The 25,172-nt window shown below is 38.5% G+C and carries 18 protein-coding genes and 6 pseudogenes; 8 read left to right on the top strand and 16 right to left on the bottom strand.

Features of this window, described 5'->3' with window-relative positions; genetic code table 11:
* The first annotated feature begins 78 nt into the window (after window positions 1-78).
* Window positions 79-1,269: an alanyl-tRNA editing protein gene (locus tag ACFX4H_RS04445; protein WP_377434124.1), complete on the top strand. Its 1,191-nt coding sequence runs from the start codon at window positions 79-81 to the stop codon at window positions 1,267-1,269.
* 94 nt (window positions 1,270-1,363) lie between these two features.
* Here the strand turns inward: ACFX4H_RS04445 and ACFX4H_RS04440 are convergent, their stop codons facing one another.
* Entirely contained in the window at window positions 1,364-1,777 is a 414-nt protein-coding gene (locus tag ACFX4H_RS04440) for a hypothetical protein (protein ID WP_241636396.1), read from the bottom strand.
* 78 nt (window positions 1,778-1,855) lie between these two features.
* The gene (locus ACFX4H_RS04435) at window positions 1,856-2,047 is read right to left on the bottom strand and encodes a hypothetical protein (RefSeq protein WP_034307314.1); all 192 of its coding nucleotides are present in this window, start codon (window positions 2,045-2,047) and stop codon (window positions 1,856-1,858) included.
* 141 nt (window positions 2,048-2,188) lie between these two features.
* On the opposite strand from ACFX4H_RS04435, the gene ACFX4H_RS04430 reads away from it, so the two are divergent.
* Complete coding sequence (locus ACFX4H_RS04430; RefSeq protein ID WP_241636397.1) at window positions 2,189-2,710, top strand: GNAT family N-acetyltransferase; 522 nt, start codon at window positions 2,189-2,191, stop codon at window positions 2,708-2,710.
* Between the two features lie 40 nt (window positions 2,711-2,750).
* Here ACFX4H_RS04430 and ACFX4H_RS04425 read toward each other — a convergent pair whose 3' ends face one another.
* On the bottom strand, window positions 2,751-5,009 hold the full coding sequence (locus tag ACFX4H_RS04425) for a HelD family protein (protein WP_377434121.1): 2,259 nt from the start codon (window positions 5,007-5,009) through the stop codon (window positions 2,751-2,753).
* A gap of 348 nt (window positions 5,010-5,357) precedes the next feature.
* Between ACFX4H_RS04425 and ACFX4H_RS04420 the strand changes: the two genes are divergently transcribed.
* Both ACFX4H_RS04420 and ACFX4H_RS04415 read left to right on the top strand, forming a co-directional pair.
* Window positions 5,358-5,597, top strand: a complete 240-nt coding sequence (locus tag ACFX4H_RS04420) for a hypothetical protein (RefSeq protein WP_057277417.1) — start codon at window positions 5,358-5,360, stop codon at window positions 5,595-5,597.
* Between the two features lie 502 nt (window positions 5,598-6,099).
* Window positions 6,100-6,282 (top strand): annotated as a pseudogene (locus ACFX4H_RS04415) (IS5/IS1182 family transposase); the annotation flags it as partial.
* A 213-nt stretch (window positions 6,283-6,495) separates the two neighbouring features.
* On the opposite strand, the gene ACFX4H_RS04410 reads toward ACFX4H_RS04415, so the two are convergent.
* Window positions 6,496-6,897, bottom strand: coding sequence for an RDD family protein (locus tag ACFX4H_RS04410; protein ID WP_377434119.1), 402 nt, complete (start codon window positions 6,895-6,897; stop codon window positions 6,496-6,498).
* A gap of 343 nt (window positions 6,898-7,240) precedes the next feature.
* Here ACFX4H_RS04410 and ACFX4H_RS04405 point away from each other — a divergent pair, with 343 nt between their 5' ends.
* On the top strand, window positions 7,241-8,860 hold the full coding sequence (locus ACFX4H_RS04405) for an ABC-F family ATP-binding cassette domain-containing protein (protein WP_034307325.1): 1,620 nt from the start codon (window positions 7,241-7,243) through the stop codon (window positions 8,858-8,860).
* 198 nt (window positions 8,861-9,058) lie between these two features.
* On the top strand, window positions 9,059-9,331 hold the full coding sequence (locus ACFX4H_RS04400; protein ID WP_053535268.1) for a hypothetical protein: 273 nt from the start codon (window positions 9,059-9,061) through the stop codon (window positions 9,329-9,331).
* A gap of 204 nt (window positions 9,332-9,535) precedes the next feature.
* On the opposite strand, the pseudogene ACFX4H_RS04395 reads toward ACFX4H_RS04400, so the two are convergent.
* From ACFX4H_RS04395 to ACFX4H_RS04350, 10 genes and pseudogenes are all read right to left on the bottom strand, one after another.
* Window positions 9,536-9,713: pseudogene (locus tag ACFX4H_RS04395) on the bottom strand (SPFH domain-containing protein); the annotation flags it as partial.
* 408 nt (window positions 9,714-10,121) lie between these two features.
* Window positions 10,122-11,630, bottom strand: a complete 1,509-nt coding sequence (locus tag ACFX4H_RS04390) for a glycoside hydrolase family 32 protein (protein WP_376708032.1) — start codon at window positions 11,628-11,630, stop codon at window positions 10,122-10,124.
* Between the two features lie 134 nt (window positions 11,631-11,764).
* Window positions 11,765-13,228: a glycoside hydrolase family 68 protein gene (locus tag ACFX4H_RS04385; protein ID WP_034307331.1), complete on the bottom strand. Its 1,464-nt coding sequence runs from the start codon at window positions 13,226-13,228 to the stop codon at window positions 11,765-11,767.
* Window positions 13,229-13,375: 147 nt separating this feature from the next.
* Window positions 13,376-14,653 (bottom strand): ABC transporter substrate-binding protein, encoded by a 1,278-nt coding sequence (locus tag ACFX4H_RS04380; protein ID WP_377434116.1) that lies wholly within the window; start codon window positions 14,651-14,653, stop codon window positions 13,376-13,378.
* Window positions 14,650-15,816, bottom strand: a complete 1,167-nt coding sequence (locus ACFX4H_RS04375) for a response regulator (protein ID WP_034307335.1) — start codon at window positions 15,814-15,816, stop codon at window positions 14,650-14,652. The genes ACFX4H_RS04380 and ACFX4H_RS04375 overlap by 4 nt, the downstream gene beginning before the upstream one ends.
* Window positions 15,794-17,623, bottom strand: a complete 1,830-nt coding sequence (locus ACFX4H_RS04370; protein WP_069202748.1) for a sensor histidine kinase — start codon at window positions 17,621-17,623, stop codon at window positions 15,794-15,796. Before ACFX4H_RS04370 ends, ACFX4H_RS04375 begins: the two co-directional genes overlap by 23 nt.
* Before the next feature lie 267 nt (window positions 17,624-17,890).
* A pseudogene (locus ACFX4H_RS04365) lies at window positions 17,891-18,424 on the bottom strand (FecCD family ABC transporter permease); the annotation flags it as partial.
* 1,047 nt (window positions 18,425-19,471) lie between these two features.
* Window positions 19,472-20,308, bottom strand: a complete 837-nt coding sequence (locus ACFX4H_RS04360) for an alpha/beta fold hydrolase (protein WP_034307338.1) — start codon at window positions 20,306-20,308, stop codon at window positions 19,472-19,474.
* Window positions 20,309-20,687: 379 nt separating this feature from the next.
* Window positions 20,688-20,922 (bottom strand): annotated as a pseudogene (locus ACFX4H_RS04355) (alpha/beta hydrolase); the annotation flags it as partial.
* A pseudogene (locus ACFX4H_RS04350) lies at window positions 20,910-21,255 on the bottom strand (low temperature requirement protein A); the annotation flags it as partial. The pseudogenes ACFX4H_RS04350 and ACFX4H_RS04355, both read right to left, overlap by 13 nt.
* A gap of 268 nt (window positions 21,256-21,523) precedes the next feature.
* Between ACFX4H_RS04350 and ACFX4H_RS04345 the strand changes: the two are divergent.
* Together ACFX4H_RS04345 and ycaC are read left to right on the top strand one after the other, a co-directional pair.
* Complete coding sequence (locus ACFX4H_RS04345; protein ID WP_034307342.1) at window positions 21,524-22,093, top strand: NADPH-dependent FMN reductase; 570 nt, start codon at window positions 21,524-21,526, stop codon at window positions 22,091-22,093.
* 161 nt (window positions 22,094-22,254) lie between these two features.
* Window positions 22,255-22,899 carry an isochorismate family cysteine hydrolase YcaC gene (gene ycaC, locus ACFX4H_RS04340; protein WP_034307344.1) on the top strand — a complete coding sequence of 215 codons (645 nt, stop codon included), beginning with the start codon at window positions 22,255-22,257 and terminating at the stop codon, window positions 22,897-22,899.
* A 745-nt stretch (window positions 22,900-23,644) separates the two neighbouring features.
* On the opposite strand, the pseudogene ACFX4H_RS04335 reads toward ycaC, so the two are convergent.
* Window positions 23,645-23,767, bottom strand: a pseudogene (locus ACFX4H_RS04335) (hypothetical protein); the annotation flags it as partial.
* 210 nt (window positions 23,768-23,977) lie between these two features.
* Window positions 23,978-24,661 (bottom strand): C40 family peptidase, encoded by a 684-nt coding sequence (locus ACFX4H_RS04330; RefSeq protein ID WP_034307347.1) that lies wholly within the window; start codon window positions 24,659-24,661, stop codon window positions 23,978-23,980.
* Between the last annotated feature and the right edge of the window lie 511 nt (window positions 24,662-25,172).

The raw sequence follows: 25,172 nt of genomic DNA, 5'->3' as shown, positions 1-25,172 counted from the left end.
TCTAAAACCCGCGATTTTAAACTCTAGTATTTCGGTGATATAATTTAATGATCAACTGAAAGGAAAAAGAAATCATTCATGACAAAAAAATTATATTACACGTCCACCAAGACCTCCCAATGGGATACCGAAATTCGGGAGACCATTGTAGAAAATGGCTTTTACTATATCACTCTTGAAGAAACCGCTTTTTATCCCGAAGGCGGCGGTCAGCCAGCAGATACTGGTAAAATAGAAGGAATCACCGTTCTTGACGTTATAAAAGACAATGATGGAAAGATTCTTCATAAGATGGAGAGACGGCCAGATTCAGAGATCGTCCACTGTGAACTTGATTGGCCCCGCCGCTTCGATCATATGCAACAGCATAGCGGCCAGCATCTACTCTCTGCTGTCTGCAGGGAACTGTTTGACTCTAATACGGTCAGCTTTCACCTTGGAAAGGAATATTTAACGATCGATATAATGGCAGGATTTCAATGGACTGAGGTACATACGGCTGCTGCTGAAAAGCTAGTTAATCAATATATCATCGAGAATCGCGAATTACTTACCTATAACGTGACAAACGAGCAACTACAGACACTTCCTGTCGTCAAAATGCCTAAAGTGTCTGAAAATATCCGTATTGTTGAGATAGAAGGAATTGAATATAACCCTTGCGGTGGAACTCATGTAGAGCGTACCGGTGAGATTGGGTTAATAAAAATTTTCAAAGCGGAGAAGCAGAAAGAGCTTACCAGTCTCTACTTTAAGTGTGGCTTCAGGGCATTGAATGATTATTCCGAAAGTCTAGGAATTCTTTCTGCATTATCGACTAAATTCAATACCGGACGTACAGAGATCCTGAATAGGGTGGAAAAACTTGAAAATGACTATAAACAGCTGCTATCGGCAAATGAAAACTTAAAACTTGAAAATGCAAATTTTCTTGCTGACTCCCTGCTTGCAGAAAATGGAGGGGGATTCATCTCTCATATTTTCGAAGATAGCTCAATGAAAGAACTGCTTTACCTTGCAGGTACGATTGTAAAAAAAGAAAAGGTTACTGTATTATTAGCATCACGTAAGGAGCAAAAGGTCATCCTCTCGCACAGCGGGGACAATCCCTTTAATTGCGGACAATATTTCAAAGCGGAACTGGGCTCCTATAATGGAAAAGGCGGAGGGAACGGACGTACCGCACAAGCAGGCTTTGCATTACAAAATGACTTAATTGCATTTTATCAATACTCAGTTGAAAAATTAGGTCAAAATCCTCGTGCATAAAACCGATCCGTAATGGATGGATACGTGATGATTATGGAAATCATTACCTCTCAAAATCAGAAAAGAGAGAGGACAGATTACGTCCTCTCTCTTTTTATTCTTCTATTTTCAATTTCCCTAACCCGTGTTCTTCAATATGAAGATGATATTTTTCCTCGAGCTCCATGATACGTTTAAACGCATCCTCCTGATTGTATTCATGGTTTTCCGACTCCAAGGCGAACTCTTTCCTGGCCAAATGGTAGGCAAGCTTATCCCTGAACACCCCTTCCTCATACTCATTTATGACTGTATGAAGTTGATCCTCCAATTCCCTGCTCATATCATACATTTCGTAATCCTTTATAAACTGTACTCCTTCCATGCCGAAATCTTTCGCAAAGGAATTGATATACTGTTCCATCTCACTGAATTCTTTATTATCTTCAGTATCGGAAGCAACCCAATATCCGTACTGAACCATTTTGAATAATGTTTCATACTGTTTCTTGGTAAAATTGATTTTCATTGACGATACTCCTTTTCCGGTTTCCTTACAACAAAAAGAATAAACCGCAATGGAACAAAAGTCCAATGCGGTTCATTCTCAATCCAATATTTCGGTTACAGAAAAATATGCTGCTTTTTCCGTATCTACGACATAATGGCAATCGCCTTTAACTAAATTATAATAACGGTGCTTTTGTATATTTGAAATCATTTGAGTTGAATCATCGCCTTCAACCTCATGCTCTAGTTCTTTGCCGCCCGGAAAATAAAAACCAACTTTCAATTTCATCTTTGTCATCCTTCCCTTCATCTGGTTGATCACTCTTTTATTTCTTATCCTTTCTCAAGCAGTTATAAACATAAATAAAATGCTTATTCACTTTTTCCATGATATTCTAGGGAGAAATATGAAAATCTGAAGGTGTTTTTTATGAAGATAAGGAAAGCCATGGAAGAAGATGTAGATGGAATAGCAATTGTACATATAAACAGCTGGAAAACAACTTATAAAGGAATCCTTCCGGATCAATATTTGTCTTCCATGAATCTGGAAGCCAAAAAGAAAAACTGGCTAAGGAATTTAAAAATGCTGCATAATGCTACCTTTGTTGCGGAAAACGCCAATGGGGATATCATCGGTTTCGCTGCCGGGGGACCAGAACAAACGAATGATCCGCATTTTCAAGGTGAAGTATATGCCATTTATTTTTTAAAAGAATATCAGCAACAGGGACTTGGACGAAAAATGATAAAAGCGGTCATACATGAGCTTATGAAAATGGAACATAAGAATTTAATAATCTGGGCATTAAAGGATAACCCATCATGCGGTTTTTACAAAGCACTTGGAGGTCAAGTGATAGCTGAAAAAACCGTTAAAATGGCAGGCGTCGAGCTTATCCAAGTAGGTTTCGGATGGGAAGATATTCAGGATATCCTTTTGCATCTGTGAGCATTTCACGAGGAGGTGGTGGCATTCCACCCTCCCCCTTTCATGTCTCAATAAGGAAAGCATTTTTCTCTTTACCTAAAAAATATAGCCTGTGCAATGGCCTTGTCATTGTTACGTACAGCAATTTGATATCAAGTTCATTTTCGTGGCAATACGCTTCTTCGAGGGATATTGCAAATACGACATCGAATTCGAGACCTTTGGCTTGATAGGAAGGAACAATCAATGTTTTATCTTTAGGGATGTTTCCCGCTTCATCTATTAAATGAAAGCCTTGATGGAATTCACTTAGTTTCTCATTTGCCAGCTTGCAATCTTTCATCGTTTTGGCAATAACGGCAAACGTTTTAAAACCTTCTCCTTTAAGGGTTGCGATCAGCTCGATCAGTTCTTCTTCCCAACCTTCCTTTTCAATGTAAATGAATTCTGGATCCTTGCCATGCCGGACCACGGGTTCAACTTCCGGGAAATCGTATGTTAACAACTGAAGTATTTCATTCGCTTGTTTCATGATTTCAACAGTTGTTCTGTAGCTTTTTTGTAATTCAGTATACGTCGCCCGAGGGAAAATACGACTGTGAACCTCTTCCCATGTTTGAAGTCCGCGGTATGAATGGATGCCTTGTGCAAGGTCGCCTACAAGTGTGAACATATCGGTATCCACTGCCGTCTTTAGGGCCTGTAACTGCATGAAGCTATAATCCTGTGCCTCATCAATGACAACATTTTTTGCTTTGTTTTCTTTATCGACACCGAAAAGTCGCTCCTGAAGATATAATAATGCTCCTAAGTCCTCCATCTCATAACTATCAGCAGAAAATAATTTATGATTGTACTCACATAAAACCCTGGCATCTTCAACAGTAAGCTTACCGTTGCTGTATGAGGCGAGGCGCTCCGGATCTTGGTATAATTCCTGATAGTAGTCCAGGAGATCTTTACTTTTGAATTGCTTAAAATACGCTTTTACAGAAGAACGGATCGCCTTTTGGATCTGTCCTATCCTTTCCTCTTTTTTATCGAGGCATTTTGTAACAAATTCCTTGCGTATGACTGGATCGATATTCTTATAGAGCGCCTTCTCGATTTTGGCATCATAAAGATCAACAACACGTTCAAGCATTGTTTTCTTTTTTAATTTCACTTCATTTTGTAAAATGGCCTTCAGTTTGTCCAGCCTGCTGTATAACGGTAAATACCAATAATCCTCTTCCAATAATCTAATGAACTTCTTAGCGGAATAGAGGCGATATTTATCACAATAAAAATCAGCATCCGGATGAAACCCACTGAAAATATCCTTTATATATTCGTCCAATATATATTTAAAGGCAGGGGATCCCTTCAGACCTGATATCCAGACGGCTGAATTAATTTCTTCATCATCCTTTTCCAGCAATCGCGTTAATTTATCATCCGCTATAAGCTTCACTTCCTTTCCTATCGCTGCCTGAACATATTCGGAAAACGTGAATTGTTTTACCTTTTCGACACCCAATTCAGGTAAAGCTTCAGATATGTAATCAATGAATACCCGGCTCGGAGCAAGAATCATTAATTGTCGCGGATCGAACAAGTCTTTATAGTGGTAAATGAAATAAGAGATCCTATGTAAAGCGATTGTGGTTTTACCGCTGCCCGCTGCGCCCTGGACAATGATAGGTTTATTCAAATCTGCCCGAATGATTTTATTCTGTTCTTCCTGGATCGTGGTGATGATATCCGTCAATCGATTGCTGGAACTCTTGGAAAGGGATTCCTGCAACAATTCATCCGTTGTTGTCAAATCAATGTCCCTTATCTCCTCCAAGACACCTTCTTCTATCATTAGCTGTCTTTTTAAAGTGATGTTCCCGCTGAATGTCTCCCCTTCCGCTTCATATTCTATTTCACCAATCCGTCCCTCATAATACAGATTTGCAATCGGTGAACGCCAATCGACGATGATCTGTTCCTGGCTTTCCCTCTGATAAAGAGATGCTTTTCCGAAATAAAGGACTTCGCCTTTCTCCCCATCATTCCTTTCAAAATCCACTCTTGCAAAGTAAGGTTTTTTACTTGCTTTACGTAAACTTTCAAGTTCGGTTTTGGACATCTCAAAAAAGTTGGCCGTCGTCAGCAGCTGTGAATATAACGCTGATTCAGACCAATCGGCATCGCCAAAGGCTTCTTGCATATTCCGCTGGAATTGATCTTTGCTTGTTTCTGATGTTTTGATGACTACATCGATATAACGTTTTGTAAAATCCAGCCGCTGTCGTTCCTGTTCAAAATCAGGGTGATTACCCAATGAAATCACTCCCCTTCCTTTTATATTGATCAAACTTATTAAAATGCCGATGCTAAGACGAAATGGACATTTATACTATCAGAAAAGCCAATGGTTGACAAATCTGGAGACATAGAATTATATAGTTGTAATGTACCTTCCCTGATATTTCATATAATTCGAAGAATACACGATATATTCCAGATTGGATTTGGCTTTGGTATGTTGACTTATGCTGAGACATTCATGGTTATGCCTTTCTTCTGTAATTGTCATCAACTCTTAACATAAATAACGCAACTTTAATGTTTTATCGGAAACTGACATTATATACTTAAGTGACAATTACATAACTTTTTTAAGAAAGCGGGTTCTGTCATGGAAATAAATCAAAAACAACCAATGCTATCCCCTAAATTAATCCATGAACTTGAAATTTTATCATCCAAAACACAAATGCCTATTTCTGAATTACTGGAAATATCCGTAATTTCACTGCTGGAAAAAGTGAATGATACCAAAGAACTCAATGTTGGGCTTAATAATAAAGAAATGATTTTAAGAAATAAAATCATCATCAATCAAAATAAAGAGGTTTTGAATAACAAAAGCACTTGACCATTAAGGTTAAGTGCTCAGAATGTAGACAAACTCAATGAAAATTGAGTTTGTCTACATTTTTTTCTTGTACAAGCTCGGACGTGATTTCCACTCCAGGCACTCGCTTTCCGCGGGCGGTCCGGGAGCCTCCTCGGCATGGCCTGCGGGGTCTCCCTTGGCCACGTTTTTCCCGCAGGAGTCTCGTACCTTACGTTCCAATCAACTGGAACGTTTTTTAAAATAAAAACTGCAGGCTGGTATATTCCGAACCAAGTTTATTTTATCCTTTGAATTTTTCTCCTGTACTCCTTATTGGATGGAAGAAATTTGCGACACTCCTGCCGAATAACTGGCTAGCTGAGACCCCACAGACGCTTGCGTCGAGGAGGCTTGGCAGGCAGTCGGCGGAAAGGGAGCGGATTTCTGAAATCAACTCGAACGTTTTTGAGGGTTAGTAAATCTAATCGTTATTTCCACTCCAGGCACTCGCTCCAATCAACTAGGTTTAAAAACTTGGATAGAACAGATTTTCTATCGAATAACAGCCGCTGATAGAAAGTTAATAAGTGCTGAACACGTATTCGTCGATTCCACACATGTGAAAGCCAATGCGAATAAGCGCAAATTTGAAAAGAAAATTGTACGCAAAGAAACACGAGCATATCAAGGACATCTTCAAAATGAAATAAATCAAGATCGTAAGCACTTGACCATTAAGGTTAAGTGCTCTTTAGCTTCCTAACTGCCACTGTATTACCGATATAGATATTCTATCGTGGTTTCCAATGTAATATTTATACCTAAATACCGTACAATAAAGTAATCGGCTAAATTTCCTCCATATTTAAAAAATCATATCGGGTTTGAATCTGTATTTTCGCAAAAAAAAGCAGCTATTAAACTGCTTATCCGTTATTCATAGTTCATTTGATGTCACGTATGTACCTGCTATGAAATCATGTATCGATCTATGGTCTTTCCTTATGCCAACCATGAATGCACTGACAATAAACCCTATCCCTAATGTAATGGCATATACCAAAGCAGCAACTAAATACCTCAATAGCATAGTGCCTATGCCTAATTTTTTGCCGTCCATCCTTACTATGCGTATTCCCATAATCCTTTTACCAACTGTATAGCCATACCATAGTATCGGGACAATCACCATGTAAAGAAAGTTAAAAAGAGTTGAAAAATTTTCATTTTCCCAATCACCGGTAATCACCCCGAAAATTATCGCTAATGGTGCTGATACTATTATGCCGTCCAAAACACCTGCAAAAAGACGTTTCCAAAAACCTACTGAATCACTCATATATGTTCCTCCCATTGTATTAGTTACAGTTACCTATATTACCAATTATAAGGTTGTTGCGAATGAGACTTTATACCCATAATCGTAGTCAATAAAAAAATAGTACTTACATTTATAGGTTGCAATTTATAAACAAAATTAAATCCTTGTGTAATTTTTGCTTATAAACGTTTGTTTTTACTAATCTGCCTTTAATTTTCCTAAGAAATAAGATACAATTTAAATGATGCACAGTTTAAAACATACAAGATCGTAAACTGCTGTTTGTATGAATCAGCGTAAAACTAATGAAACAAAGTGTTGAACACGTTGAAACAAAAGTATTTTGGAGGAATGTAAATAAATGATTACAGTAAATAATGTTGGTTTACGTTATGGCGATCGTAAACTGTTTGAAGATGTTAATATAAAATTCACTCCTGGTAACTGCTATGGCCTGATTGGTGCGAATGGTGCCGGTAAATCCACTTTCTTAAAAATCCTTTCAGGTGAAATTGAAGCACAATCCGGTGATGTCCATATGGGGCCAGGCGAACGCCTTGCCGTTCTAAAGCAGGATCACTTTGCTTATGAAGAGGAAGAAGTCCTTAAAGTCGTCATTATGGGACACGAAAGATTATATGAAGTCATGCAAGAAAAAGATGCCATCTATATGAAGGAAAACTTCACCGACGAAGACGGAATGAAAGCGGCCGAGCTTGAAGGGGAATTTGCCGAATTGAACGGATGGGAAGCTGAACCCGAAGCTTCAATCCTCTTAAAAGGCCTTGGGATTACAGAAGACCTTCATACGAAGAAAATGGCTGAATTGAACGGTGGCGACAAAGTTAAAGTATTGCTTGCCCAGGCACTATTCGGTAAACCGGATGTTCTATTACTGGATGAGCCTACCAACCACTTGGACTTAAAAGCGATCAAATGGCTGGAAGAATTCCTAATCAACTTTGAAAACACTGTTATCGTAGTTTCCCATGACCGTTACTTCCTTAACAAGGTTTGTACACATATCGCAGATCTTGATTTCGGTAAAATCAAAGTTTATATCGGTAACTATGACTTCTGGTATGAATCAAGCCAGCTTGCCCTAAAACTGACTCAAGATGCCAATAAGAAAAAAGAAGAAAAAATCAAAGAGCTTCAAAATTTCATCGCGCGTTTCAGTGCCAATGCATCCAAATCGAGCCAGGCGACATCCCGTAAGAAATTATTGGATAAAATCAGCTTGGATGACATCGAGCCTTCTTCACGCCGCTATCCATATGTCGGCTTTACTCCTGAACGTGAAATCGGGAACGACCTGCTTCGTGTAGATGGAATCTCGAAAACGATCGATGGCGTAAAAATATTGGATAATGTCAGCTTCACGATGAATAAAGGCGACAAAATTGCATTTGTCGGTAAAGATGAGATTGCTAAAACAACAATGTTCAAAATCTTGGCAGGTGAAATCGAACCGGATGGCGGCTCATTCAAATGGGGCGTTACAACCTCTCAGGCTTACTTCCCTAAAGATAATGCTGAATTCTTTGAAGGTGTCGATTTAAATCTTGTAGATTGGCTCCGTCAATATTCTCCTAATGACCAGAGCGAAAGCTTCCTGCGCGGTTTCTTGGGCAGAATGTTATTCTCTGGCGATGAAGTCACAAAAAAGGCAAGTGTACTTTCAGGGGGCGAAAAAGTCCGCTGTATGCTTTCCAAAATGATGTTAAGCGGTTCGAACGTCCTAATGCTTGATGAACCTACCAACCATCTGGACTTAGAGTCGATTACGGCATTAAACAACGGTTTAATCAGCTTTAAAGGATCTATGATCTTCTCTTCTCATGATCATCAGTTCATCCAAACTATTGCGAACCGGATCATTGAACTTACTCCAAAAGGTACAGTCGATAAGCAAATGAGTTATGATGAGTACCTTGAAAATGGCGAATTGCAAAAACAAGTAGCTGAAATGTACAAATAATACTTTTATGAAAGCACATCCTTATTGGATGTGCTTTTTTCGTTCCCTATTCTTGCTGCCTGCATTTATTCCATACCTTTAATGTATTGAAGGCATAAAAAACACGCTGCAATAAATATAATAATATTCCCTGAAAGATGAGCACTGAATAATTTCATTGATAAAAAGGTATATTGATAAGGAAGGAGTGAGTTAGAATTGGATGGTCATACAGTGAAAAATATTTTTGATGATACAGGATATCTTTTTTTATATGATAAATTCAGCTATCATTTTTATATATCCGGATTGTTCGATGTAGTGGAACAAGAAAAAGTAATCTCGGATTTTTTAAATTCTTATGGCTTCGATGATAAAAACCCTCTCTTTTTTGACGACTTTTCCTATTACTTTAATTGCTTTCATTATTCACACCAGAAACAAAGGATGATGAATTACTTGAAAACCGAGTATGACGACCATATTTGTTAAGTAGTATAAAAGGCCAGATAAACTGTCAAAACTATTCAAAAAAGGTAAGAGTATAATCGTCCCTTACCTGAGACTATAGGCAAACTTGATTAAAATTGAGTTTGCCTACAGTTTTTTTATGGTTGTACGATTTAGATGTTGATTTCTGCTCCAGGCACCCTCTCCACTCAACTTTGGTTTAACTTTTAGACAGAACCATTTTTCCGGCTTTCCAAGCGACTCATGATATCCATTTTTATCCCAAACGTCTTTATTGGTGGACGTTACGATAATGAGTCCCATTTTAGCTAAGTCCTGCGAGGCTACCCCCTTTACTTTACTAGGAAAACTTTCGATGGTTTTTATAAATTTCCTTTACTGTCATCGAACCGAAGATGCCCCTCCTTGTCACAGGGTTGTATTATGGGAGAAATTATATGGTATATGAGTATCCATTAAACCCAAGTGTTTCTGGGAGAAATAAAACCTAAAATTGTATCTTTTCCGTAAGGTGTTAAGAACTAAGGTTCTGTTCAGAAAACCTAAGTTTCTTAACACATTTTAGCTGAAGGATTTATGAAGATTTTCCTCATCTGTTTATGTTCAATAACTCATACATTTTTCTATGATCAGTTACTATGACAAAGATAAGTTTCAGTACATTAAGACAGTCTTAGCTTATAGAAATCGGGCTTTTTCTATGTCGAAATGTTGGTGGGGCCCCTTTTAGTAAATTTTCATATTTGAAGAGTTATTTTCTTATAAAAGAATGTATGTGTACTCATATGAAAGGTATCTGCCAAGATGAGATTCAATTAATCGGATCAAAATGTGTAACCTTCATATTCTTAAAGATCGCTTTGCCGCCCTCGGAGAAGAGAGTAATTCCCTTATCTTCGGCATGAGGGAATATTAAGTTTGAATAAGCAACCTTTCCATCATCCACAAAAACTTCAATACTCGTTTTATCGACGAGAATCTTTAAATGTACCTTCTTCTTACCGACATCAAATGGTGCAGTACTTTCAACCAACTGATTCGTTTCGTCAGGTTGATCTGTGAATACCCGATTGACATAAGAGTAATTCCCTTCTGCAGAGATGCCTACGTCAACGTGGCGTTTTTGATCATCTGACTCCCTGAGCCTAAATCCTGCATTCTTAAAATCCGACCATGAGAGATCCGCCTCTATTTGATAGGCATCTCCTTTAAAATCAAGTGTTTCCGAGCCATCCACTTCGATTTCATTAAAAGAATTCGTTGAGCTTGTCAATTCTTTTAATGCTTCTGAAGGCTGTGAAGAAAGATAATACTTATTCTCGCCTTCACGCTTTAGTTCAATTTGACGGACGATCGAATCCATTCCGTTAAACCCTTCTTTTAATGTCGGCGTATTGTTGGCGTAGGCCCAGTTATTCATCCAAGCGAGGGCATAGCGTTTGTCTAATTTGTCACTTGCCTTGCCATCTTCAAACGTTACTCCGCCATACCAATCGAAACCGTAGTCTAGCCATTGCGGTTCATTGTTATCTGGAAGAAATTCCGTTCCATTAAACGTTCCTGTCCAGTATGCATAGGTGTTGGGTTTCCCTGCTGCTTTTCCGTTTGCACTGACGCCCAGCACCCACTTTACTTTCCCGTCATCAGCGCGGATCTGGTAAAGGTCAGGGCACTCTAAAACTCCAATGTTCTTAGTGGAAAAACTGCTCGTATAGCGCCAATCTTTCAGGTTATAAGACTCATAAAAACCTATTTTCGATCCTTCGGCCATGGTCATGACCCATTTTTGATTCGCGTTATCCCAGATGATTTTTGGATCTCTAAAATCCTTCGTTCCTGGATTTTTCATAATAGGCTCGTCACTGTAAGAGGTAAACGTATTTCCTTTGTCCGTACTGTACCATAGAAATTGTTCTTGTTTCTGGCCATCCTTAGATGGTTGTGTTACGATCGCCACAAAAGCCTCTTTTCCAAACCCAGCTGTATTTTCCTTGTCAAACACGACTGACCCTGTCCATGGATCCCCATTTTGATTCGTATATTTTGGAATGGCAATTCCCTCATCCTTCCAGTGAATCAAATCTTTAGAGGTGGCATGTCTCCATTCTGTACCATTGCCATCCGGGTAATCTCCATTATAAAGGTAAAAATAATGATAATTTCTTTCATAGTAAAGGGGCTTCTGTGGATCGTTTTTCCAATGATCAGGAGAAGTAAAATGATAGGCAGCCCGGTATGAGTGCTTTTCTACCTTATTTGGCGGATTAGCTTCTTTTGTTTTATAAAATGAATGAATCAAAATTCCTATGCAAATAACCATCCATAATCCAAGAACGAATAATCCAACCATCTTATATTTCTTTTTGTTCACTTAAACTCACCACTTTTCTCTTTTAAATAGAAAAAAGAAAATGCCAAGTTTTCCTGACATTTTCTTTTTCTTTTCACTGGTAACTACTTAACCGTAATCTGGCCTTGTTCAAGAATACTGTCTTTTACTACCGATGTTTGTTTCCCTTTAATGTTAAGCTGGAAGCTTGGGGCAAAGGTAGATTTATTGTCTTCAAAATAACCTCTGTTTGTCATGTAGCTTGTCACTACAACATTATCACTGCCAGCCTGCGGGATCGCATAGTGTGCATAGTTCCAAGTGATGTCATATGGATTTAGATCCTGATGCAGGACGATGCCCGTTTTATTTAATGGTTTATATGGGCCAGTCAAGGAATTTGACGTGTAGCCTAACATGTAAATATCTTGATTATCGATTCCATCAATGGTCATTTTTGATCCTCTTGAACTTGTAAATAAATACCACTTGCCGTCCTTTTTAAAGATGTTTGGACGTTCGATTTCATCTGTGACCGTATTTGAAACAATCAATGGCTTCATTTCTTTTTTCAATGTATAATCGTCGTTTACTTCAATAATTCCAATTGCACCGTTTGCAAGTTCAGCTAACTCTTTTTTAGGGCTTTGCATAAGTTTGTTTTTCTCACCCTGGAAGAATTTATTGCTGTTGCCATAATAAGCTCTATTGTATAGCGATTCTTCGCCTTGGTAGCCATATTCTGTACCCGTATTTGCTTCAAACACAAGGTATTTGCGGCCGTTGTCTTCTACATAGTGAGGGTCTCTGAAGGTATGATTATCAGCGGAATTTCCGTCCTCTACAAATTTATCTACAGTTTGGTAGTACTTGCTGTCTTTGCCTTCATAGATGGATTTGTAATCCTCAACACCATCCACTTTTAATGTTTCAGAATCTGGCTCTGAAAGGTTTACTTGAGCGGTTGTCAAGGTTTGTTTCCCATAATTCCCTGACTCAGGTATATACGGTTCACGGTTTGTATAGAATAAGCGAACTTCCCCGTCCTCAGTGAAGGTTGCAGAACCTGACCACTCTTCGGCTTGCTCTTTTAGGTAAGGATCATTTGGAACGTTTTTATCATTGTCATCAAATACTCTTCCAGCATTCTTCCAAGCATCAAGGGAGTTGTCGCCCACTTTTTTGTAGAATATGTAGATGAACGTATCACTCGCATTTTTAGGATCGCCTGCTAATCCAAAAACGATATGATATCCTTTGTACTCTGCAACAGTTCCATCAGCGTTTTGCAATGGCCATGTATCCCACACATCTAAATCAATGGTTTCGCCTGATTCCGTTACTTTTTTGGCAGAAGGGATGTTTTTAATTGTGGATTCGTCAAACCTAGGAACGGCATATCTAGTATCACCGTGCTGATTAATCATATCTATCATAGCTGATCGAGTGATTTGTGAAGTATCGTACGTTTCTTTGAAATCTGCCGGATCCTTTGGAGCTGCAAATGATTGGGTGACAGTACCGCTTAATAGAATGCCAGTACTAAGTATTCCTGCTGTTGCCTGTTTGGCAAGCCTGCTAAAGTTCATAAATCTTCCTCCTCGTGTTTTATGTGTTTGCTAGTACAATAGAATTATAGGCGATTCCTGAAAAGAGAGGTATGCCACATATTGATTGGAATTTAGTCGTATATTGATATCGCAGTTGTAAAAGGCAAAAAAAGCCCCGGCAAGAGGCTATTCCTTCGAAAACCTCTCCCAGGACTTCTGATATTCATTGAGCAGCTGATTGCGGTTCAGCTGTTTCCCGACATAGAGCTGAGTCGCGGCTCCGAATTCTTCCCTAATTTCAACTGGGAAGTGAAACCAGTTAGATGGGACGGTGTTCCCATCCTTGTAATTTCGAAGTGTTTCTTCTGCGAGCGGCCCTATATCATCAGTTTTAATGTTCTTAAACGCAGGAATGAATTTGAATTCTTCCGTCATGAACCGTTTTCCTTGTTCTGACAACACCATCCAATTTAAAAATTTCTTGGCTTCTTTTTTCTTTTCAGGAATGGACTGTTTATTTACGGCCCAATAATTTGGAACGCTGACGACAAGGGCTTCCTTTAAAGGTCGGTCATTAATCGGAATCGGCATAAAACCGATGTTCATGTCAGGCGAAGCTTGATCGATCATCGGCTGAATCCAGTTGCCTTGCTGAATGATGGCTGCTTTTTCGGAGGTAAACAGGTTCACTTCCATTGTATAGTCCGTAGACAGTGGATTATCGTTTCCGTACTTTATGGTGAGATCCAGCAGGGCAAGGAGATCCTTAAATGTTTGATTGGTACTGATTTTTTCCGTTCCGTTATTTAAATTTCTTATAAAAGCATCAGTATCCTTTTGCTGGGCAAAAGCAACATTCATTAGATGGTCTCCCAATTTCCAGTCTTCATAGTAGCCTGTTGCAAAGGGAGTAATGCCCGCATTCTGCAGCTTTTCGGCAGCTGCTGTCAATTCAGAAAGAGTGGCGGGCTGGTTAGTAATGCCGGCTTGTTTAAATAGATCCTTATTATAGATAAAGCCATACCCTTCGAGGTTAACCGGCATTCCGTAAATTTTCCCGTCCAATGTGACTGGCGTCAGGGATTCTTTGTATGCTTGATTAATCCAGGGCTCCCCTGAAAGATCCTCCAGATAGTTCCGCCACAGCTTGGCATTTTCATAGCCGCTGTTAGTAAAGATATCCGGACCAGTGCCGGTCGCCATTTCGGCTTTTAGGTCGGCGAGGTCATCCATTGCCCCTCCAACAGTATGTACCCTGATATTGACGTGAGGATTTTCCCGTTCATAGGCACGCGTCATTTCTTCAAATTGAGTGGAGATTTCCACTTTCGGATTCCTTAAATCCAGCGTGATTTTCCGCTCTGTCTTTTCTGTTTTTTCTGGTGGGGCTTCATCCTGACATGCAGAAAGAGGCAGGCTGACGGCTCCGATTAACAAAAGGGATAAAAGCCTGTTTTTCATCATGTCACCCCTTTAGATTCATGTTGATCGTTCCTGTTCCTGAACTCAAAAGGCGTCATGCCGACGACCTTTTTAAATAGCTTTGAAAAGTAGATTTCATCTTGATAGCCAAGCATGGTAGAGATGGAATAAATGCTTTTGTCTTTTTGTTTCAGCCACGACTTTGCTTGGCTGATTCTAAGCTCCGTGATGTATTTTGACAGGGTCATTCCGGTTTCTTGCTTATACTTTCTTGAGATATGCTCGCGGCTTAAAAAGAAAACATTCGACAGCTTTTCCAGACTCAAATCCTCCATATAATACATGTCAACATAGGAAACCATGTCTTCCATGCGGCGAGCGGCATCTATTTCATCCAGACGGTGGATGGAACGGAAGTTTTGTTCCTCGAGCTTTTTCTGCAGAGCCTGAAACGAGGTCCTGATATCCGATAAAGTTTCGACCTGCTCTTCAGTTACAAGCCTTACCGGGATATCGAACTCCTGGCTGATCCATTCCTCAACGGAGAGCCATTGATCGCGAATGGTGATAACAAGGCAGAGGTTAAGATCCGTCTGCAGGGAAAACGCATTTCCTAATTTGCGGTCCGTAAGCTCATCTGAAAGCTTTTCGATATAGAGATCAGGATTGTGCATCTGGTAAAAGGAGAGCAGCGTCAGCATATAGCCCTCCGATTCAGGAAGAAACTCGGCAAGGCTGATTGAATCTGAACGGTCCCCGAGACATATCGCAGTGGCTAACTGGTTTCTCCGCAGTTTTTTCACATCTTCCAGCACTTCAGCATGTTCAAAGTCATCCTTCCAGGCTTGTACCGATTTTTCCAGTGTATGATTGAACGCCTCATACTCAATCGGCTTCAGCAGGTAATCAAAGCTGCTGTGCTGAATGGCTTTGCGCATATAGGAATAATCGTTATAACCAGTAATGAAAATAACTTTCCCAGGATAGGAAATGGAATCCAGCCACTCAATCAGTTCGATTCCGCCCATACCGGGCATTTTCACGTCTGTAAAGATAATCTCCGGGCGTTCTTTTTCAATCAGTGATTTTGCCTCATGGCCATTTTTGGCTTCCAATAGCTTGGTGATGCCGTGAGTTTCCCACTGGCCTAAATGGCGTATGACGTCCCGCACATTGAATTCATCATCGACAATCAGTGCTTTCACCGTGTTCATCTCCTTTCCTGAAGTAAGTCTTTATCATTCCCAAGGGGCTCTTTATCGGGATCCTCATGCTGACGGAAAACCCCAGTCCGTCATTCGAATCTACTTTCATTTCTGCACTTGGTCCATACCCTAGAAGCAGCCTGTCACGAATATTCTTCAGGCCGATATGTTCATGCGAATAAGTCCCTTCGTAAGGGGCTGTATAGATATGTTCCCGTAGAGTCTGAAGCTCTTCTTCCGTCAGACCCGGACCATCATTCTCGACAGTAAAGCACAGATCGTTTCCTTGTTTTTCCCCGTTAATGGACAAATGAGCGTCGCTGTAACCTTCCTCATACGTGTGTTTAAAGAAATTCTCTGCCAGGGGCTGCAGAATCATACTTGGAATAGTCATGTCCAAAATGGACTCATCGATATTGACCGAGTACCTTACATTTTCACCAAAACGCTCTGTTTGAAGGGAGAGGTACGCTTTTGTATACTCAGCTTCATCCCGAACCCTTACCCATTGATCTGCCTGCATTGAGTAGCGCATCATTTTGGACAGCGAAGTCAGCAATTGATAGACCTTTGGTCCATTCGACCTGAGGGCAACAGCGCCGATGGATTGTAAAGCGTTAAACAAAAAATGAGGATTAACCTGTGATTTTAACGCCCTGAACTGGTTCTTCCTGTTTTCAATTTCAAGCTTATATTCACGGTCAATGTGGGAATTGATCCGGTTCATCATGTCCTTCATGTGTGACTCCAAATGGCCAATTTCATCGCTTTTGGTATCATCAAAAGGGACATTCATATTTCCGCCTTCAATGGAACGGACTTTGCTGCTCAGCCTCGTAATGGGACGGGTAATCCTATTTGAGATAATGCCTATCATCAGCAAACCCAGTATTCCTACGCCGATGCCGACAAGGATATTGGTATAGGCGGTTTTCCTAACATCTTCATATAAAGCCTGGCTCGACATGACCTTAATCAATTTCCAGCCGTTCAGTGACCCTGATAACTCTTTTGATAAGAGAATATCATCATCTTGCCGGCTCCTATTCCCGTCAAGACGTTGCTTTTCATCGGCAGGAAGAGGTTTTCCAATCAGGGCACGATCATTTGCATACATGACGCGATCTTTTGAATCAATAAGCAAAACTGAAGATGCGTCTCCCTGGACAAGGTTATTGCAAATGCGGGCGTACTCGCCCAAATCAATGTCGATTGTAATCATCCCAAGAAACTTTTTAGAAAGAACGTCTATAATTTTGTGGTGAAAAGTCATCACCATCGTTTTGTCCGATTTTGGAACAATGGCTGCATTATTGTAATTCTCAAGAGGGTGGGGCGGCTCAATCAAATATTGTGAGTCAGATGTATACAGCTGTTTGATCGGGTCCTGTTTCAGAAAATCCGGCTGGTACCTGTGTGTGCTGATCATTGCATTATAGACAGTAAATGACTCATTGTTTTTAGCAATATAGAAACGGATTTGCCGGAATTCGTTTCTCATTAGATAAAAGGTTTCGAGACTCTTTTCCATGGTCATAGGGTTGAAATATATGGAGTCTTCGAAGCCGTTTTTAAAAATCCGAAACAGATCAGGGTTGCGGTACAGAATATATGGAAAATCAATCATGTCGTCAAAATACTGCTCCAGTTCATCCGCATTCTTCTGAAGCTGCTCCCGGCTGTTTTCAAGTTCATACTGCTCCACACTGTTTTTTGTATAAGTGTAGATGAAAAAAACGGACAGGAAATAGGGCAGAACGATGAAAATCAACAGCATGATCAATAAACGGCTTTGTATGCTTTTCAAAGGAGGCACCCCCTTTCGCAGAAGGCTATTTTTTTAGTCTGACCTTATCTTCTCACTTTAGCATCCTAAAACTATATCAAATCAAAAACCAAGTCAATCATGCTTAAGTAGGATTCGTGTAAGTGCATGTATCGTTATATTTCGCAGTTCGGGCTTATATTATGTTCCAATTTGCGCTGCGCCAGAGATTTGAAGATGATAAGGCAAAATCAAAAAAAAGCTGAAGACATCTTCAGCTTTTACAAAAAGTATGCTTTTTCTCCTACTCTTCATTAACAAATACATTAAATAAGGAGCCCCCTATTAAAGCAATCATAATCCCCGCAGGTATGTCTTTGGGTTCAAGTATGTTTCTTCCAATGGTATCTGCCACAAGCAGCAGCTAGGCACGGATCAGAATCGCTACCGGCAGGAAGAGCTGATTTCGAGGTCCGACCAGAGCTTTTGTAAAGTGCGGACCCTGAGCCCGACGAAGGCGCTGCCTCCTGTGGCAAAGACAGCTGTTGCTGCAAGCGCAACCGATGTCAGCAACAGGATCGCCCTTTTTTTCAACTGATACACCTAAGCCTATTGGCACAGGTTCACTCAACCCAAAAAGATTCAGCCGAGTCGCTTTGTACAGTGTAAAGGAAATGAGCATAGCAGGTCTGAACCCCATATGTTCCCTGACAGCCAATTTGCAATAAAATCCACCTTTTGTCAATCAGCAGATAACATAAGGACAAGCATCAGACCTGAAAGGGCCACACAAAATCCCACCCCGGTTAATACAAGATTGACTGGCTGCATTCCCGCAGTCCTTCTTCGTAATTGTCACAAGAGGTGGTAATTCGATGGCTTCAGAAGGTTTCAAACAGCAACAACATCATTTAACTTGTCGTATCTTTATGTAAAGCATTCGAAGCTTCGTTAAAGTAATCATTGTCTAATTCGAAACCAATAAAGTTCCGATTTAGATTTATAGTAGCCTCCCCTGTTCATCCTGAACCCATAAAACAATCCAATACTGTTTCCCCTTCATTTGTTATAGTTACGAGAATAAATTAATTAACTCAGTAACTATATTAAGGCAAAATTCATCTTCCATTTACCTTAACTTTAGAAATATTGGTCAAAATATGATGAATTATGAAAAGGATATGTCTGGACTATATTAGTATGGGGAACGGCTGTAGTGTTTTATACAAAGTATAAATTTCCTACAAGTATGCATTTGAATATCGAAGATTCTATTAACACTTATAGGAGTAGCTGTTAGTTTAAATAAAATAATTAAATAAACATTCACATAAATATAACTTTAAAACAAATCGAATAATTCAAAGTAGAGATAGAATTGATAAACAGTTGATAGAGAGACTGAAAGAAGAAAAAGTCATTCACTCTTTCAGTTAAAGCACGGTCTCGATGCAAGGACGGAAATGGGAAATAAATATAGAAATAAGCCTTTACCACTATGGGCAAAGGCTCCTTTTTTGACGAGTTTCTTCTATTAACTAGGAAAGTATTAGACTGCCTTTTTCCTTTAGAAATACATTTATAACAATTAAGGTCAAGTACATCTCGGGGTGCCCTAGATCTGCTAATAGCTATAATACTGTATATATCACAGCTAACTTTTTTATTAGCAGAACCCAAAAATGCAATTGCAGTTAACAAAAAGGGTATTGAAAAGTGTAGAATTATCCAATAAACCCCTGATATCAGTGTAATAATAATGGCTACGAGTCATTTATACTAAAAGTTAGCAACACTCTACTTCTGCCTCATATTAAGAGTTTTCCTACAACCTTATAAAAAGAAAGACTGCCCCTCCTTCTCATTTGAAATAGGATCGTCATTACTTTATTAATCTTTTAAAAATGTTAGTAATGCTTCATTAAATTCTTTTGGATGAGTTGCGTTTAACCCATGCGGTCCACCCTTTATTAGAGCGAGCTTACTGCCAGGAATGGAATCATATGTACGTTTTCCACTTAACTCAAAAGGTACAGTTGCATCAGAGTCTCCGTGAATAATAAGAGTAGGTATATTGAACTTTTCCAAGTCCTTTCTAAAATCTGTCTTACTAAAGGCCGTTATACAATCGAGCGTACCCTTAGGTGAGGCACTGGCTGCAATATCCCAGTTATATAAACGGAATGGCTCACTAACTAAATCTGTTTGATTACCCGCCGCGAAAAATCCCTTCGTAAATTTGTCAAGAAATGCAAGGCGGTCATTTATCACGCCACTTTTGAATTCTTCAATTGTTGCATCATCTAATGCTCCTTCAGGATTATCCGCTGATTTGTATAAATAAGGAGGAACTGCTCCAGCAAAAACAGCCTTTTCAATACGATCTGTTCCATACGTACTAATGTATCGAGCTACCTCACCTCCACCCATAGAAAAACCAACAAGTGTGACATTTTGAAGATCTAAATGTTCTAACAGTTTATGTAAATCGGAAGCAAATGTTTCATATTCATATCCTTCCCATGGCTGGGATGATTTTCCGAATCCTCGACGATCATATGTTATGACTCTGTAACCTGCTTCAATAAGAGCTGGCACCTGATATTCCCAAGAGCGTCCACTTAAAGGCCAACCATGTATTAAGACAACAGGTTTCCCTGAACCCTGGTCCTCATAATAAAGTTCAATTGGAGCATGATTTTCATTACCTACAGTAAATTTTGCCATATAAATTTCCTCCCATGAATTAAACCTATATTTTTGCTTCTCTAAAAAAACTCTTCACTCCAAAACACTTAACATATTTTTTGCAAAAATGTTTATAGGATTATTATATTCCCTACTATCTAAATTGTAAAATTATTCAAAAAATATTATTAGATTACAATTTATTTGTTTAAACCAAGGTGTGTAAATTATTAAATAATATTGAAAAAACTAAACTGAAAAATCGAATTAAAGATTTCTAAGCAACTCCAATTGGGGTATCTCCAATTAAGTTGGAATTAGGAATCACAGCCCTTCCTAAAACATCAAGGCTTATTTATCGATTTCACTCTGCAAATTTTAAGTTATTTACAAAAAAATTAATTTGTATTACTAAAGTTTAAAAGACCCTACGATACCAGTAAGCCGCAGCTTCAACTTCATCAACAGTCAATTGATGCCCCCTATTTTCCCAATGAATTTCAACTTTTGCATTAGCCTTTTCAAATAAGGATTGAAGTTCAGTAGATTCCATCGGCGAACATATAGGATCATTTTTACCAGCAGCAATAAATACTGATTTTCCTGACAAATCAGGAAGAACAATTCCTTTTTTTCGGTACCATCGGGTGATGGTCACGGCCCTTAACCTAATATAACCTATTAAAAAAGAAAGATAATAAGGATCAAAATCTGCTGACAAGCTTGATGTCATTATTAGGACAAAAACATTTGCAGGATCAAAAAGATTCGTTAATAAAATAAATCTTTTCCGAAACGGTTAACAAAGATGGTTTGCCTCTCCCTAACCCACCAGATCGGAATGAAAATTAAGACGAATTTCACTAAATACTCTATATGGATATGACCATCTTCAACATGAAGTAAAACATGAGTTGCAACCGCAACCGTCGCCACAAACAACAAATCTAAAATAGTTCTAACCACGCAACTTTCTTTTCTTCCATTTCTGCACTCCCTCCAATTTTTTTATAGTTAATAGTATTATGGAAATATATGGTTATTCAAAGAAGGAATAATATAGACATAGTCTATTTGCCATAGCTTGCAAACACAAGCCAATAATAAGAAAACTAATAAGAAACCCTTACATCCTAGATTATTTGTACTAAACACCTCATTAAATTAAACAGTTTGATGATTAGGCATAAAGCCACTTTTTTTACGTTGGTATATCATGGTATGATGAGGTGATTTTAACAGAGGAGGAAATATATGACAAAAACCATAGGCCTTATTTGTGGTAGTTTACGAAAAAACTCTTATAATCGAATCATTGCTCAATCATTAACAGAGATGGATGATTCCCATCAATTTCGTTGGATAGAGATAAATAATCTACCTTTGTTTAATGAAGACTTAGAAATAAGTGTTCCAGAAACAGTGACATCATTTAAATCTGCTATCCAGGACGTTGACGGTATCATTATTGTAAGTCCAGAGTACAATTCTGGAATTCCAGGCGTATTAAAGAATGCATTGGACTGGGCATCAAGACCCCGGGAATCCGCAGTTCTTAGCAGAAAACCGGTTGGCCTAATCGGAGCAACTCCTGGGGGGTTAGGTACTGTTTATGCTCAGATGCAAATCAGAGAAATACTAGAAACTATGCAAGTTCATGTTCTTCCATTTCAAAAAGTACTGATTTCTCAAGTACATGAAAAGATTGATTCCGATCAGAAAGTGCTTACTGACGAACAAACAAAACGTTATCTTCAGCGTTATTTACAACAATTTATAAATTGGATAGATAAAACTCTTGTTTTAGATAAAGAAGTAGAGTAAGCATTTTTAAAAATAAATCTGACGTTTTTTCTGATTTTCAAGAAAATTATTGGCATAAATATTAGTTTAGTTATAAAGTGATTGCGGAAAATGAAGAAATTTATGGTAAATAATCCAATGTTTAAACTTTCTTCATTACTTTAATTTAGGAGGAATACATAATGTCTGATCTCTATTCTCGTATTAATAAAGATGAAGCTGTCGTTCTTTTAGTGGATCATCAAACTGGCCTTATGGCTGGACTTGTTCGTGACTATGGTGTTGATGAATTTAAGAACAATGTTTTGGCTCTTGCTCATACTGCTAAGTTTTTTGATTTACCAGTTATTTTAACAACAAGCTTTGAAAACGGACCTAATGGACCACTTATGCAAGAATTGGTTGATCTTTTTCCTAACGCTCCAAAAATAGCTCGTCCTGGACAAATTAACGCATGGGATAATGACGATTTTGTAAAAGCAATCGAAAAAACTGGAAAAAAACAACTTATTATCGCGGGCGTAGTTACGGATGTATGCGTTGCCTTCCCTGCACTTTCCGCTATAAAAGCTGGGTATGAAGTTTTTGCTGTTACGGATGCTTCAGGAACTTTCAGTAAACAAGTTGCAGAAGCTGCCAATACGCGTATGGCACATAATGGCGTGCAACTTATGAACTGGTTTAGCGTAGCGTGCGAACTACAACGCGATTGGCGCAACGATGTCGAAGGTTTTGGCAATTTACTTGCTAGTAATCTTCCAGGTTATCAAAATGTAATTGGAAGCTATATGGGAGCTCAGCGAGATCTTAGTAAACAAAATGCATAAATTTATTCCTAAGAAATAGCTATAAATCAATCACTTTTTTTAAAAATGGATAGTATAAATTTAGCGCTGATTTAATCAGCGCTCCTTTTTAAATTAGAAGTATAGCAAGGCTTTTATTTTTTCGATTACAGCTGAAACTTATAATTGCCTTTTAGATGAAACAATTTTAAAAAAGGAGTGTTTTATTATGAGTAATTTAGAATTGTTAACTCCGGAGATCCAAAGTTACCTTACGAATTCCCGACTGCTCTTAATATGCCACCCTAACCGGGACTCCCTATAAAAGTGAACCTCGCAATTCGTTCATCCTCCAAAAGGTATTTACCTGTTTCCTGCCCAAACCCGTAAACCACATTCAGAAAACCTGCAGCAATCCAGCTTCAGAAAAAATTTCTGCGATCTTGCATGCAATGAGTGGCGTCATTTATGCCGGCTTCAACACAATTGTATTTCCCGCTGCCAATTCAGGAGCTACCTTGTATATGGTGAATTAAACGGGGAGATCGCCCCGATACCCCCAACAGGAACCCTGATGGTGAAAGCCATCTTTTTGATTTTCATTAAGTAAGTCGAAGATTCTGTGATAAATCAAACGATAACACCTTTATCGAACATAATTGGCTGCATTAGATATTTCTTGTAAAGTATACACCTCTTAAACTTGTATACCTATTCATTCTTACTATTAAAAGATAAAATACCTTATGTACACTATTAATATATCGTGTACATAAGGTATATAAAAATCCCAAACATCTTTAATGGTGAACGCTACGATAAAGAGTCCAACTTTAGCTAAGTCCAGCGAGGCTACCCTCTGTACCTCCTGGGAAAACTTTTCATGGTTTTTATAAAATTCCTCGACTGTCTTATGTGAGAATTAAAGAAATTATATGTGGTATATAGAGTATCCATTATACCCAAGTGTTTCCGGGAGCAATAAAAGCTAAAATTGTGTCTTAAAAATATTTTATGTATCAATACCGATTCTACCATCCATAGGACTTCTTAGTATCCTAACCTATTGGTAGAACTAGAAAAGCCAGTCTCTTCAAAAAAGAACTGGCAACCTTCCCTATTACATTCTTTTTGCTCCTACATATCTTTTCTTCCAATAACTATTATCCATGGAGGAAATGCTTACACCGTTTGATGAGGAGCTGTGTATGAATTGATTGCCGCCTATATAAATACCAGCATGTGAGGCACCAGGTTTATAGGTTTCATAAAAGACCACATCTCCAACTTGTGGTTTGGACACCTTTGTCCCCTTTTTATAAATTTCCGATACCGTTCTTGGTAATGTGACATTTGCGCCTTTATCGAAAGCGTATTTTAGGAATCCGCTGCAATCAAAACCTTTTGGTGTAGTTCCACCCCATACATACCGTACATTCAAATGTTTTTTTGCTTCCTTCACTATCGCAGTAGATTTATTGCTTGTTTTATTTACATTAGCTACGTTGGAGGTCTTCTTTTTTACTCCCAAAGCTTTATATGTATTCGGACCGACAATACCATCAGCTTTTAAACCTTTACTTTTTTGGAACTTTACGACTGCACTTTTAGTAACGGTCCCAAAATATTTAGTTGTATTATTACTCTTAAAATATTGTTTTTTCTTTAGAACCTCTTGTAATTGTTTTACTTCTGTATGAGTCATTCCACTTTTTAATGTACGATCGCCCAATGCAGCATTACCAACCAACGGATTTGATAGTAACAATCCAGAAACAACAAAAGATGCTATGATTTTTTTCATTTTCTCCCCCGATTAAATCACTTTTTTATCATTTTATCATCTTTAAGTGACACACATATTTACCTAATTTTACATTATTATTACAAATGCATACATAAAGTGAGTATAAAATACAAAATAACCAAAATATTTCTATTCTTTCGAAAGATAGTAATTAAGAGTAAATTCCTTGCTTTTTATAGTAGTAACCATCCGGTTTGGATAGCCTCCTCGTACTGTGATATATTTTTCACTCCTTACATTTTATTATTTTCACTAGTTACAAATCCTTGAGCTTATTAAATACATCGAAGTTCTGACATTAATTTGGGATATTCGATTTAATCCTCTCAACCTTAAATTAGGTGGTGTCTAATAAAGGCATATCGCTCACGACAATAACTGCCTGAATAATTTTCGTGATGTCATTCCATTCTTGGACAATTCTGCCGTGTTTCGTACAAAACAATCAGGTGAATGATTTGTCGGCAACAATCGTTAATTTTTTTGTGGCATAGGAAAAGCACCTCCT

The organism is Peribacillus sp. YIM B13477 (genome assembly GCF_042787955.1).
GTDB lineage: Bacteria > Bacillota > Bacilli > Bacillales > DSM-1321 > Peribacillus > Peribacillus frigoritolerans.
Note: the sequence above shows the minus strand (reverse complement) of the source record. Positions and strands in the feature narration are given on the sequence as shown.